The organism is Promicromonospora sp. NPDC060204 (genome assembly GCF_042728455.1).
Lineage (GTDB): Bacteria > Actinomycetota > Actinomycetes > Actinomycetales > Cellulomonadaceae > Promicromonospora.
Genome location: NZ_JBHWZO010000190.1, coordinates 1 through 12,163, shown reverse-complemented (window position 1 = coordinate 12,163; position 12,163 = coordinate 1). Strand labels below are relative to the sequence as shown.

At 73.2% G+C, this 12,163-nt stretch carries 12 protein-coding genes; 1 reads left to right on the top strand and 11 read right to left on the bottom strand.

All coding sequences use genetic code 11. From position 1 onward, the window contains the following. Window positions 1-39: 39 nt before the first annotated feature. From ACFWEJ_RS20860 to ACFWEJ_RS20835, 6 genes are all read right to left on the bottom strand, one after another. On the bottom strand, window positions 40-1,359 hold the full coding sequence (locus tag ACFWEJ_RS20860) for an alginate lyase family protein (RefSeq protein ID WP_377231102.1): 1,320 nt from the start codon (window positions 1,357-1,359) through the stop codon (window positions 40-42). After that, entirely contained in the window at window positions 1,359-2,705 is a 1,347-nt protein-coding gene (locus tag ACFWEJ_RS20855) for a ricin-type beta-trefoil lectin domain protein (protein WP_377231101.1), read from the bottom strand. Before ACFWEJ_RS20855 ends, ACFWEJ_RS20860 begins: the two co-directional genes overlap by 1 nt. A 172-nt stretch (window positions 2,706-2,877) precedes the next feature. Further along, window positions 2,878-3,903, bottom strand: coding sequence for a chitinase (locus tag ACFWEJ_RS20850; protein WP_377231100.1), 1,026 nt, complete (start codon window positions 3,901-3,903; stop codon window positions 2,878-2,880). Between the two features lie 87 nt (window positions 3,904-3,990). Then, a complete protein-coding gene (locus ACFWEJ_RS20845) occupies window positions 3,991-5,661 on the bottom strand; it encodes an ABC-F family ATP-binding cassette domain-containing protein (RefSeq protein ID WP_377231099.1) in 1,671 nt (556 codons plus the stop codon). Between the two features lie 255 nt (window positions 5,662-5,916). Then, a complete protein-coding gene (locus tag ACFWEJ_RS20840) occupies window positions 5,917-6,393 on the bottom strand; it encodes a DoxX family protein (RefSeq protein WP_377231098.1) in 477 nt (158 codons plus the stop codon). A 130-nt stretch (window positions 6,394-6,523) separates the two neighbouring features. Continuing rightward, window positions 6,524-7,096: a TetR family transcriptional regulator gene (locus ACFWEJ_RS20835; RefSeq protein WP_377231097.1), complete on the bottom strand. Its 573-nt coding sequence runs from the start codon at window positions 7,094-7,096 to the stop codon at window positions 6,524-6,526. A gap of 107 nt (window positions 7,097-7,203) precedes the next feature. On the opposite strand from ACFWEJ_RS20835, the gene ACFWEJ_RS20830 reads away from it, so the two are divergent. Then, complete coding sequence (locus ACFWEJ_RS20830) at window positions 7,204-8,610, top strand: FAD-dependent monooxygenase (protein WP_377231096.1); 1,407 nt, start codon at window positions 7,204-7,206, stop codon at window positions 8,608-8,610. A 14-nt stretch (window positions 8,611-8,624) separates the two neighbouring features. Here the strand turns inward: ACFWEJ_RS20830 and ACFWEJ_RS20825 are convergent, their stop codons facing one another. The 5 genes from ACFWEJ_RS20825 to ACFWEJ_RS20805 all read right to left on the bottom strand — a co-directional run. Then, on the bottom strand, window positions 8,625-9,140 hold the full coding sequence (locus ACFWEJ_RS20825; RefSeq protein WP_377231095.1) for a DUF4190 domain-containing protein: 516 nt from the start codon (window positions 9,138-9,140) through the stop codon (window positions 8,625-8,627). Between the two features lie 61 nt (window positions 9,141-9,201). After that, complete coding sequence (locus ACFWEJ_RS20820) at window positions 9,202-9,912, bottom strand: DUF4190 domain-containing protein (RefSeq protein ID WP_377231094.1); 711 nt, start codon at window positions 9,910-9,912, stop codon at window positions 9,202-9,204. A gap of 124 nt (window positions 9,913-10,036) precedes the next feature. After that, window positions 10,037-10,648: a DUF4190 domain-containing protein gene (locus ACFWEJ_RS20815; RefSeq protein ID WP_377231093.1), complete on the bottom strand. Its 612-nt coding sequence runs from the start codon at window positions 10,646-10,648 to the stop codon at window positions 10,037-10,039. Window positions 10,649-10,780: 132 nt separating this feature from the next. After that, complete coding sequence (locus ACFWEJ_RS20810) at window positions 10,781-11,437, bottom strand: DUF4190 domain-containing protein (protein ID WP_377231092.1); 657 nt, start codon at window positions 11,435-11,437, stop codon at window positions 10,781-10,783. A 103-nt stretch (window positions 11,438-11,540) separates the two neighbouring features. After that, window positions 11,541-12,163, bottom strand: a 623-nt coding sequence (locus tag ACFWEJ_RS20805) for a GNAT family N-acetyltransferase (RefSeq protein WP_377231091.1), incomplete at its 5' end; no start/stop codon positions are given.

The following is a 12,163-nucleotide window of genomic DNA, read 5'->3' as shown; positions in this document are numbered from 1 at the left end:
CCTTCGAGCCGACAAATACCCCGCACTCAACGGGAGGGGTCAGGGCAGGACGGCCGGGTTGTTCGCGTGGGTCAGGGTCTCCCAGGCCACGAACAGGTTGTTGGTACCGGCCGGGCGGGTGGACTCCGTCAGGGCCTGGGTGTTGCTCATCGCGAACCCCTGCCGGTTGTGCAGGGCGTTGAACCCGACCTCGGTGACCGGGCCGAGGCCCAGGTTCACCGACCCGCCGCAGAGCCAGGACGGCACCGCGGTGCCCCGCTGGTAGGTCGAGTGGAACCCGAGCGCGTGCCGCAGGCGCTCGCCCACCTGCGGGTACAGGTCGTCGCCCTGGATGGCGGCGGTCTCCGCGACGTGCGAGATCGCCGAGATGCCGTAGCCGGTGTGCGTGAAGTCCCGGCAGGTCTCCTGCGACAGGCCGTTGACCAGCGTGCGCTGGTTGTGCCAGTAGGAGAAGATCTGGTCCGGCGTGTCCCGGCCGGAGCCCGGCACGGTGCGCGGCACCGACCCGTCGGAGGTCAGGTAGATGAACGCGGGCACCCGCACCAGGAACCGCTGCCGCGCCGAGGCGTAGGCGGTGCGGTCGTCGAGGAAGATCGAGATGCCGACGGCGGCCTCCATCATCGACAGCCCCCAGTTGCCGTTGCTGTTGGACCCGTTGATCACCTCGGGCAGGTAGACGTTGCGCAGCATCGTCTCGAACCGGTCGACGTCGGCCGCGGCCCAGCCCGCGCCCGTGTACCGGATGATCTCCGCGGCCCGCGGCCACACCGACCCGGCCCACGCCGTCTGCAGCGGCGCGTTGGAGTTGGTGTGGTCCCGGATCACCGGCGACCAGGCGTTCATGATGGCGATCGCCTTGTTCGCGTACCGCGTGTCCCGGGTGACCGACCAGGCCAGGGCGTGGGTGTACGCCGCGATCGCGTCCTCCCGCTCGTCGGTGCACCCGTAGTTCGGGTTGGAGTACGACCCGCACTCGACCACGGCCCGCGGGTGCGGCGTGTAGGACAGCGACGCGTACCGGCTGCCCATCATCGAGTCGTAGGCGCTGCGCCACGGCTGGGCACCGGCCTGCACCTGCTGCCGGATGTAGTCGAGCTGCGGCGCGCTGACGTGCACGCCCGGGTGCGTGAACGCCGCGGGCACGTCGGCCGGAGCGGCCGCCGGTGCGGCACCGGGAGCGGCGTCGGCCCCGGCGTCCGGCACCGCGTCCGGGAGGGCGGGCGCCTGCTGCCCGACGGCGGCGCGCGGCCCGGGCGCGGCGCTCGCCGTGCCCGCGGCGGCCGCGGGCAGGGCGAGCCCCACGGCGACCGCGAGCACGACCAGGGTTCCCGCGGACGTCCTGCGGCTGCGGATCCTCATCAGAAGCCTCCCGTGATGCGCGTGAACTCGAACCCGGGCTGGTCGCGGTTGACCGACCAGAACGCCAGCCGGGTCAGGCCGTTGTTGCGCGCGTAGTCACGGATCTGCGTCCAGGCCGCGGTGGTGGTGATCTCGCCCTGGTCGGAGCTCCCGTTCATGCCCGAGATGCCCATGTGGGCGTACGCCTGGGCGTCCGTCCAGCCGCGGGCCGACTTGAGCTGGTTCTTCAGCCCCTCGGACGCGTTGATCGTGTCCTGCGCGATGTTCGAGGAGCCGAAGTTGAACGGCATGATCGTGTAGTTGTCGATCGGGACGCCGAGCTGCGCGGCCCGGTTGATCAGCCGGGTGCCGGCACCCTCCGGGCCGCCGCGGCCCGTGCCGATCGTGACGGCGATCTTCACGTTCGGGTTGTTCTGCTTGACGATGGTCAGGCCCTGCAGGATGCGGTCCTGAACCGTGTAGTTCTCGAACTCGTCGGAGTTCTCGATGTCGAAGTCGACGACGTTCGGCTGGTGCGCGTTGATGACCTGCTGCACGGCCCCGGCGTACGCGGCGGGCGTCGAGCAGTTGGGGCCGAGCTTGTTGCCGGACCAGCCGCCGAACGAGATCTGCACCTGGCCGCCGGCGGCCTTGATCGCGTTGATGGTCTGCTGGTCGACGCCGCCGGTCAGCGGTCGGCTGCCGTCCCACGCGGGGTTGCAGCCCCCGGACGAGAGGATGAACGCCATGGTGAACGCCCGCACGCCCGTCTGGCTCATCACCGACGTGGCGCTCGGCGGGTTGCCCCAGCCCAGGTAGAAGTAGGGCGCGCCCGGCATCTTTGCCGGGTTGGGCTCGGGGTTGCCGCCGCCGGACGGCAGCGTCCAGCGCTGGTTGGCGCCCGCGAAGCAGTCCCAGAGCTGCAGCGGGGTGCCGTCCGCGGAGCTCGGGCCGGTCGCGTCGAGGCACTTGCCGAGCGCGCGCAGCGTGCCGTCCGCGCCGGCGGTCCAGGTCTGCGCGGCGCTGCCGTTGCAGTCCCAGAGCTGGATGCGGGTCCCGTTGGCGGTGCTCGCGTCCGCGACGTCGAGGCACTTGCCGAGCGCGCGGACCGTGCCGTCGGTGCGCACGTCCCAGCTCTGGGCGTTCGTGCCGTTGCAGCCGTAGAGCTGGATCTGCGTGCCGTTCGCGGAGCTCGCCGCCGCGACGTCGACGCACTTGCCGCCGTACCCGGTGATCGCCCCGGTCGCGGCCTGCGCGGGCGGGGCGCCCCCGCCGAGCGTGAGCACGGTGGCCAGGGCCAGGGTCAGTGTCGCGAGGCCGCCGAGACCACGCCATAGAAGAGCATGGCGCCGTTGACGTGCTTGCATGGTCGTCCTCCTCTGAACTTTCAAGCCTGTAAGTGAGGAGAACGTACGACTTCTTTGCCACCCGCAACATTGGGGCTAACCCGTACAGGCACCACACAGGTTCGGCTGCCGGACGGCGAAGGGCACCGGCTCGCGGGGTGCGAACCGGTGCCCGACGACTGCGGGGCGGGGGTCAGAATCCCGCGGTGATCCGCGTGAACTCGAGGTCCTGCTGCGCGATGCCGCTGCAGTTGGACGTGACGCCGCCGCCCTCGCAGCCCCGGTCCCGGTTGACCGCCCAGTACGCGAACCGGGACAGGCCGTTGGCGTTCGCCCAGTCCCGGATCTCGGTCCACTGCGCGGGCGTGGTGGTCTCGCCGACGTCGGACAGGCCGTTCATGCCGGAGATCCCGGAGTACGAGTACGCCTCGGCGTCGGACCAGCCGTGCGCCGCCTTGAGCTGGTCCTTCAGGCCCTCGGCCGCGCTGATCGTGTCGGCCACCATGTCGGAGCCGCCGAAGTCGAACGTCATGATCGTGTAGTTGTCGATCGGCGTGCCCAGCTCGGCGGCACGCGTGATGAGGCGCGAGCCGGCGCCGCCCGGACCGGTCGTCGTGGTCGGGATCGTCACCACGGCCTTGACGCCGGGGTTGTTCTGCTTGACGATCGCGATCCCCTGCAGGATCCGGTCCTGGACGGCGTAGTCCTCGTACTCGTCGGTGTTCTCGATGTCGAAGTCCACGACGTCGGGCCCGTGCGCGTCGATGACCTGCTGCACCGCCCCCGCGAACGCCTCCGGGCTGGAGCAGTTCGGGCCCAGCTTGTTGCCCGAGTAGCCCCCGAAGGAGATCTGCACCTGGCCGCCGGCGGCCTGGATCGCGTCGATCGTCTGCTCGTCGACGCCGCCGGTCAGCGGACGCTGCCCGTCCCACGCCGGCGTGCAACCGCCGGACGACAGCAGGAACGCCATGGTGAACGCCGAGACCCCGGTCTCGCTCATCACCGAGGTGGCGCTCTGCGGGTCGCCCCAGCCCAGGTACAGGTAGGGCGCGCCGGGCAGCTTCTCCGCCACGGCCTGCGGTGCGGCCTGCGGTGCGGACTGCCCGGCGGCCCGGGTCCCGGCGATCTCCGTCGCGGCGGCGCCGACCATGCCGCCGGCCGCCAGGACCATCGCGGTCACGGAGCTGAGCAGGGCGAGGCGCCTCGGGTTGGTCTTCATCGTCGTCTCCCGAAGATGTCGGTCGGATTCGTACGCAGACCGTACACAGCGGGTGAAAAATGGCGCATCAGGGTTAACCCGTACACGTCACCGCCGCACCTGGGTCAGGTTGCCCTCCGGATCGAGCCGGATCTCCGCGTCCAGGCCCAGCCGCTCCAGGAACGCGCCGTCGTGGCTCACCACGAGCAGCGCACCCTTGTAGGCGGTCAGCGCGTCCACGAGCTGGTCCGTGCTCGCGATGTCCAGGTTGTTCGTCGGCTCGTCCAGCACCAGGAGCTGCGCCGGCGGGTCCGCCAGCAGCAGACGCGCCAGCGCCACCCGGAACCGCTCGCCGCCCGACAGCGTCGACACCGGCCGGTCCACCGCCGCGCCCCGCACCAGGAACCGCGCCAGCCGGTTGCGCAGCTCCCCCGGCGGCACGTGCGGCGCGGCCTCCCGCACGGCGTCCAGCACGGAGGCCGAGTCCGGCAGCACGTCGACCCGCTGCGGCAGGTACGCCGCCCGCTCGGTCAACAGCTCCCCGGACGCCGCGCCGCCCACCCCGTCCCGTTGAGTGCTGGCTATTTGTTGCTCCGAAACGGTTTCGGCCCGCAAATACCCAGCACTCAACGAGGCGGGGGCGGGTTGGGGTGCGGCGAGGAGGCGTTCCAGGAGGGTCGTCTTGCCGACGCCGTTCGGGCCCGTCAGCGCGATCCGCTCCGGACCCTGGATCACGACCTCCCGGCCGTCCGCGCCCCGCAGCACCGCCAGCTTCCGCCCGGCCGGCACCCCCGGGTCGGGCAGGTCCACGGAGATCCGGTCGTCGTCGCGCACCGCGCGCTCCGCCAGGTCGACGGCCGCGCGCGCGGCGTCCACCTTGTCGTCCAGCATGCCGCGCCGCGCGCCCGCGGACTTCTCCGCGCTGTTGCGGCGGTCGTTGATCACGGCCTTGACGTACTTGCTGTTCGCGACATCCTTGCGCCCCTTGCGCTCGCTGTGCGCGATCCGCTCCTCCGCCTCGGTCCGCTGCCGCTTCTCGCGACGCAGCGTCTGCTCGGCCGCGCGCAGCGTCTGCGCCGCCGCCTCCTGCTGCACCTGGAGCCACGCCCGGTACTCCGAGTACGGGCCGCCGAACGTCGTCAGCGACCCGGCCCGCAGCTCGGCCGTGTCGTCCATCAGCTCCAGCAGGGCCAGGTCGTGCGAGACGACGACGAGCGCGCCCCGCCAGCCCCGGACCAGCTCGTACAGGCGCTCGCGGGCGTCCCCGTCGAGGTTGTTCGTCGGCTCGTCGAGCAGCGCGACGGCGGCGGCCCCGCTGGACTGGCGCAGCCGCACGCCCGTGATCGCGGTCAGCATCGTCTCGCCGCCGGACAGGGTCGCCACGGAGCGGTCGAGACCGGTGGGCAGACCGGTGGCGGCCAGCAGCGCGACGGCCCGCTCCTCGACGTCCCAGTCGTCGCCGACGACGTCGAAGTGCGCCTCGTCGACGTCGCCCGACTCGATGGCGCGCAGCGCCCGCACGACGGGCGTGATGCCGAGCAGGTCGGCGACCGTCGCGTGCACGTCGAGCGTGATGCGCTGCGGCAGGTAGTCGGCGGTGCCGCTCAGCACGACCCGCCCGGAGGTGGGCGCGAGCAGGCCGGCGACGACGCGCAGCAGCGTGGACTTCCCGGCCCCGTTCAGGCCGGTCAGGCCGGTGCGGCCGCGGCCGAAGGCGCCGGAGACGTGATCGAGCGCGACGGCGCCGTCGGGCCAGGCAAAGGTGACGTCGTGCAGCACGACAGAAGGGTTGGACAACACAGCAAGGACTCCCGGGAGGTGGCATGGTGCCGACGCCCGGTGCCCTCGAAGGAGGGCAGGCGTCAGCGCGAGGTGGTCTCGTACCGGGAGATGCCCGTCATCACAGTCCTTGTCCGTAGCTCCCTCACACGCGCGGCACACCCGCAGGAGCGCACACAGCCTGACATGGGACGACGCCGGGGCGCAACGTGAATCACGGCACCGTCGCCGCGACCCGCGTGCGCCCCGGCGCGGTCACCGCCCGGTGAGGACGGCCCCGCGGATCCGCTCGCTGCGCAGGAACAGCGCGGCCCAGACGCCCACGGCGAACAGGACGGGCGTGAGCGTGTGCGCCAGGGCGTCCTCCAGCCGGACGTGCGCGGCCACGGCGCCGCCCAGGTAGGCGGTCAGGAGCAGCGCACCGAGGAACGCCGTCCAGGGCACCACGTAGAGCAGCACCGCGACCCCCTGCAGCACGCCGATCAGGAGGACCGCCGACGCCGGGAAGCCGATGGCCTCGAACATGCCCACCGACCGGTCGGACTCGGTGAGCTGGCCGTAGGCGCCCTGCGCGAGCTGGGCCGCGACGAGCAGCGTGACCACCCACCCGAGCACGGGGGCCGCCCGCCGGAGGACGGGCAGGGCCGTGCGGAAGGGCGCGCGGAGGGGCGTGCTGATAGGAGTGCGGCTGTGGGTCTCGGTACGGGTGGGGCCGGATGCATCGAGGGACATGGCATGGTCTCCGTTTCGTGCGACGACGGCGGCGCGGTCCCGGAAACGTACGGCGCGGCCCGTCCGCAGAACACGGGGCTAACCGTTTAACAACGACGGTTCACGAGCCGCGGGCGGCGTGCCCCGCCGGTCAGGGCTCCGGCGCCGTGAGGTAGCGCTGGACGGTGGGCCCCAGCCAGGCGACGACGTCCGCCCGGGTCAGGTCCGCGGCGGGGCCGAACCGCAGCACGTACCGCACCAGCGCCATGCCGAGCACCTGCGAGGCGACCAGCGCGGCGCGCCGCGCGGCGTCCTCGCCGGTCCCGACGAACCGCTGCGCGAGCGGCAGGATCTGCCCGGAGAACACGTCGCGCATCCGCGCGGCCCCGGCCTCGTTCGTGACTCCCACGCGCAGCAGGGTCTGCAGCACGCTGTCGTGCTCCCAGAGGTCGAGGAAGTGCCCCACGAGCACCGCACCGACGTCGTCCACGGGGATCGCGGCCAGGTCCGGGAGCACCAGCTCCACGTCGATGACCGCCGCGAACAGGCCCTCCTTGGAGCCGTAGTAGCGCATCACCATCGACGGGTCGATCCCGGCGTCCTGGGCGATGGCGCGCACCGTGGCGCGCTCGTAGCCGTCGGCCGCGAACCGTGCCCGGGCCGCGTCCAGGATCGACGCGCGGGTCACGTCCGACCGGCGCCGCGGAGCATCCGTGTCTGTCATGCCAACAACTGTAGGCCAACATCCGTTGACCTTCGCCGAGCCGGTCCGCTACGTTGGTCAACAAGCGTTGGCAAACACTCGTTGACCCAGCACGCCAGGAGGACACCATGGACACGGACGTCGTAGTCGTCGGGGCCGGCCCGACCGGCCTGCTGCTCGCCGGAGACCTCGCCACGGCGGGGGCGCACGTCACCGTCCTGGAGAAGCGGCCGGCCGGGCTGAGCAACCTGACCCGCGCGTTCGCCGTGCACGCGCGCAGCCTGGAGGTGCTCGACGCGCGCGGCCTGGCGGACGAGCTGCTCACCCGCGGGCAGCAGGTCACCAGCCTCCGGCTCTTCCAGCGGCTCACCGTCGACCTGGCGGATCTGCCGTCCCGGTTCCGGTACGTGCTCGTCACGCCCCAGTACGAGGTCGAGCGCCTGCTGCGCCGCCGCGCCGAGGAGGCGGGCGCCGTCTTCCGGCACGACACCCGCGTCACGGCCCTGGCCCAGGACGACGACGGCGTCACGGTCACCACCGCGGACGGCCCGCACCTGCGCGCCCGCTACGTCGTCGGCACCGACGGCGCCCGGTCCACGGTGCGCGACGCCGTCGGCATCCCGTTCCCGGGCCGGGCCGTGATCCGGTCGATGGTCCTGGCCGACGTCCGGCTGGCACGGCAGCCCGCCGACCTGCTCACGGTCGCCGCCGCGAACGACTCGCTCGGGTTCCTCGCCCCGTTCGGCGACGGCTGGTACCGGTTCATCGGCTGGCACGGCGACCGCGACGTGAGCGAGGACGAGCCGGTCGACCTCGACGAGGTGCGCACCATCGCCCGCGCCACCCTGCACGACGACTTCGACATGACCGAGGCGCGGTTCCTGTCCCGGTTCCACGCCGACGAGCGGCAGGCGCCCGCCTACCGCGCGGGCCGTGTGTTCCTGGCCGGCGACGCCGCGCACGTGCACAGCCCCGCGGGCGGGCTCGGCATGAACACCGGCATGCAGGACGCCGCGAACCTCGGCTGGCGGCTCGCCGCCGCGCTGCGGCTGCCCGACGGCGCGGCGGACGCCGTGCTCGACGGCTACGAGGCCGAGCGGCACCCCGTCGGGAAGCAGGTGCTGCGCACGAGCGGCGGGATCCTGCGGGTCGCCACCCTGCCGGGGCCGCTGGTCGCGGCGGTGCGGCGCGGCGTCGTCGGCCTGGTCTCCCGGGTGGCGCCGGTCCGGCGGCGGGCGGCGCTGACCATCTCCGCCCTCGGCGTCGCCTACCCGGCGCCCCGCGGTGCGCACCCGCTGGTGGGCACCAGGGCGCGGGACCTCCCGCTGGAGGGCGGGACGCGCCTCGCCGAGGCCCTCCGCGCCGGGCGGTTCGTGCTGGTCGCCCCGGCGGGGGCGCCAGCTCCCGACCTCCCGGCCGCGCCCGGCGAGGTCGACCCGGCCGAGCGCGTCGTCGTCCGCCGGTCGGACGGCGGCGCGACCGGCCTGCTGGTGCGCCCCGACGGCTACGTGGCCGGCGCGGCCGCGGGTGCGTGACCCGCGGCGGCTCACTACTCGTAGTCGCTGTACTGCGGGCTGAAGAAGCCCTCCCGGAACTCCGGGTTGCTGAACAGGACGACGAGCCCGACGACCACGACGAGGGTCAGGCCGATCGTCACCCAGCCCGTGATGATGCCGCCCAGGGCCAGGCCGCCGTTGTCGGCCTGGCCCTCCCGCACCGCCTTGCGGCTCAGGTGGCCGGTGATGACCGCCGGGATGGCGGCCAGGAACCCGACCAGGCAGCTGAACAGCAGGAAAACGCTGAGGATGCCCAGCACGAGGGACCAGACGCCGAGCGCGTTCTTCTCGGGCGGGGCCACGTACCCATAGGGCGCGCCGTAGGGGTAGGGCCGCCCGGCGTACGGCTGGGCCGGGTAGGGCTGGGCCGGGTAGGGCTGGGCCTGCTGGTCCCACTGCTGGTCCGGCTGCTGCGGCTGCTCCGGCTGCTCCGGCTGCTGCCCGGGCTGCGGGACGTCCGGCTGCTTCGGCGGGTCGTAGGGCGACTTCCACTCGTCGGGCTGGGTCATGCCGCCACCTTCCCCGGGATGTGCGTGATGCAGAGTGCCGCGGCGGACGGCCGGGGCGCGGTCATACCTGGGTCACCGTGAACGCCGCCCCGAGGAGCCCGACCACCACGAAGACGACCCAGACGAGTATCCCGGCGGCGGTCAGTGCCACGTTGATCCAGCCGAGGACCAGGCCCGCGGTCGCCATCCCCGAGTTGTTCGCCAGGCCCTCGCGGATCGCCTTGCGGCTGGCGTTCCCGGTGACGATGGCGACGATGCCCAGGATCAGCGGGCAGAGGATCCAGCTCAGGATGCCTGTGATCAGCGACCAGACGCCCAGGTCGTTCTTCGGGGGCGCGACCGGGTAGGCGTACTGCGGCGGGGCGCCGTACTGGTACGCGGCGGGGCCCTGCGGCGGGTACGGCTGGACCTGGCCGGAGGGGTACTGGCCGGAGGGGTACTGGCCCGAGGCGTACTGACCCGACGGGTACTGCACCTGGCCTGAGGCGTACTGGCCGGACGCGTACTGACCGGCGGGGTACTGCCCGGGCTGGCCCGACGGGTACTGGACCGGGTGGCCCGCGGCGTCCTGGGACGGCTGGCCCGGGTACGGGAGCGGCTGGCCCGACGGGGGCTGCGCGGGATACCCGTACGCGGGGCCGGCAGGCGGCGTCGGGGGCGCAGGCGCGACCGCGGGCAGGTCCGGCGCCGTCGGCTCGTCCCCCGCCGGCTGCGGGGCGGCCGGCGGGTCGTTCGGGTCCTGCGGGCCGGGCCCGTCGTCGGGCTGGGTCATCGTGCTGCCTTCCATGCTCGGGCGCGCCGTCGGGCGCAGGCGGGAGGGGACGAGTCAGCCCGCCGCACCAGCGAGGGAGTCTCACCTCGGGTGCGGCGGGCCGATCGACTGCCGGGGAGCGGGCTCAGCTGTTCTCGAGCTCGTCCATGAGCTCCTGGAGCTCGGGGTCCATGGTGGCGCCGGAGTCGCCGAGCTCCTGCTCGTAGCCGTTCTGCATCTCCTGCTCGATGCTGTCCTGGAACTCGGGCGACGTGACGAGGAAGCCCACGAACGCGATGTACGCGATGATGCCGAGGGTGACCAGCACCGTGCCGATCCAGCCCATGATCAGGCCCGCGAGACCCATGCCGCCGTTGTCCGCGAGGCCCTCGCGCTGCGCCTGCCGGGACTTGGTACCGGTGATGATCGCCGCGATACCGGTGAGCAGGCCGCAGCCCAGGACGGACAGGATGCCCAGCACGAGGGACCAGACGCCGAGGCTGTTCTTCGGCAGCGGCGCACCGTAGGCGGGCTGACCGCCCTGCGCGTAGACCGGCTGCTGCTCGCCGTACGGCTGCTGCCCGTAGGGCTGCTGTCCGTACGGCTGCTGCCCGTACGGCGCCTGCGGGTACGGGGCGGGCTGGCCGGGGGCGGGCTGGCCGGGAACCGAGCCCGGCGCGGGCGCCGCCGGCTGTCCCTGCTCGGGCGGCTGCTGCGGCGGGTCGTAGGGCGACTGGCCGCCGTCAGGCTGGGTCATCGTGCTACCTCTCTGCTTTGCGGTGAGCCGGGGGACGGGTCCGGCCCGGAGGTGCCAAACCTACAGGTAGGACGCCCCGCGCGGCAGGAAAACCGCGCGGGGAGACCTACCCGTGTTCGCACGTGCGCAGGGTCAGTAGTTCCAGTCGTTGGGGTCCATGTCTCCCCATCCGTTCAGGCCGCCGGAGATGAGCCCGACCGCCAGCGCGATGACGAAGAACACGATGGCGAGCACGACCAGAGCCACGTTGATCCAGCCCAGGATCAGACCTGCGGTGCCCATGCCGCGGTTGTTCGCCAGGCCCGCGTCCGCGGCCCGGCGGCTCATGGTGCCCGTGATGATCGCCGCGATCCCGAGCAGGAGCGGGCAGAACACGAAGCTGAGGATGCCCGTGATCAGGGCCCACACGCCCAGGTCGTTCTTGGGCGGCGTCTGCCCGTATCCGTACTGCGGTGCGGCCGGGGCCCCCGGCTGGCCGTAGGGCGTCGGGACGCCCTGCTGTCCGTAGGGCGGGCCCGCGTCGGGACCCGCCGGCGAGCCCGGGTGCGGCTCCTGCGGGCCGGGCTGCTGCGGGGTGGGTTGCTGGGGTGGGGGCTGCTGCCCGGCGGGCTGCGGCGGGGTGGGCTGCTGCTCCGCGCGGTACGGCTCGCCCGGAAGAGGCTGCGTGGGTGTCGGGTCCGAACCCTGCGAGGGGGTCGACCCGGGCAACGGCTGCGTAGGCGGCGTCTCCGGCTGGGGATCGCGGGGATCGCGGGGATCGCGCGGCGTACCGCCCTCGTTCTCGGTCATGAGGCTGCCTTCCCTTCCCGTTCAGGGAGCTGGGAGCACCGGGACCGGTGTCCCACCTCTACCTAACCAGGGATGACGTGGACCTGCGCGGGCGGCAGGGTCCTCACCCGCGCCGCCAGGTCTCCACCTCGTGCGCCAGCACGAAGCCCAGGCGCTCGTAGACGCGCCGCGCCGTGACGTTGTCGTCGTACAGGCCGAGCGTCACCAGCCCGTGCTCCGCGACGCCGTCCGCCGTCATCCGGGCCGTCAGGGCGCTGCCCACCCCCTGCCCACGGCGTGCCGGGTCCGTCCCGATCGACCCCAGGTGGACGGACGCCGTCGGCGTCGGGGTCGCCGATCCGACGGCGACCAGCGCACCGGCGCGCGCGCCCGGCGACGTCGGCGCCGCGCGCACCCCGTACCAGCGGGCCAGCCGTGCCCGGGGACCCGTCGCACCGGACCGCGTGCCGGGGTTCGCCCGGGCGAGCAGGTCGACGATCTCGTCGGTGTGCCGGTCCAGGTCGAGCACCTCGACGGCCGGCGACCCGGCGCGCGCGGGCGGTGCGGCCTCCGTGACCATGCGGTCCCAGGTGGAGTCCGGCACGAGACCCCAGCCGGCGAGGATCTCGCCGGCCAGGGCCCCGGTGCCGCGGGTCAGGGTGGCGGACACGACGTCGCCGTCGGGCACGACCGTGGCCAGGAGGCGGGCCAGCCGGCCGGCCCGGCCGACGGCGTTGAGCCATCGGC

Bases quoted from the DNA above. Each gene is read 5' to 3' on its own strand.
- ACFWEJ_RS20820 (WP_377231094.1), bottom strand. From the start codon at position 9,912: ATGACCCAGCCCGACGACGGGCCCGGCCCGCAGGACCCGAACGACCCG.
- ACFWEJ_RS20860 (WP_377231102.1), bottom strand. From the start codon at position 1,359: ATGAGGATCCGCAGCCGCAGGACGTCCGCGGGAACCCTGGTCGTGCTC.
- ACFWEJ_RS20835 (WP_377231097.1), bottom strand. From the start codon at position 7,096: ATGACAGACACGGATGCTCCGCGGCGCCGGTCGGACGTGACCCGCGCG.
- ACFWEJ_RS20825 (WP_377231095.1), bottom strand. From the start codon at position 9,140: ATGACCCAGCCCGACGAGTGGAAGTCGCCCTACGACCCGCCGAAGCAG.
- ACFWEJ_RS20855 (WP_377231101.1), bottom strand. From the start codon at position 2,705: ATGCAAGCACGTCAACGGCGCCATGCTCTTCTATGGCGTGGTCTCGGC.
- ACFWEJ_RS20850 (WP_377231100.1), bottom strand. From the start codon at position 3,903: ATGAAGACCAACCCGAGGCGCCTCGCCCTGCTCAGCTCCGTGACCGCG.
- ACFWEJ_RS20830 (WP_377231096.1), top strand. From the start codon at position 7,204: ATGGACACGGACGTCGTAGTCGTCGGGGCCGGCCCGACCGGCCTGCTG.
- ACFWEJ_RS20840 (WP_377231098.1), bottom strand. From the start codon at position 6,393: ATGTCCCTCGATGCATCCGGCCCCACCCGTACCGAGACCCACAGCCGC.
- ACFWEJ_RS20810 (WP_377231092.1), bottom strand. From the start codon at position 11,437: ATGACCGAGAACGAGGGCGGTACGCCGCGCGATCCCCGCGATCCCCGC.
- ACFWEJ_RS20815 (WP_377231093.1), bottom strand. From the start codon at position 10,648: ATGACCCAGCCTGACGGCGGCCAGTCGCCCTACGACCCGCCGCAGCAG.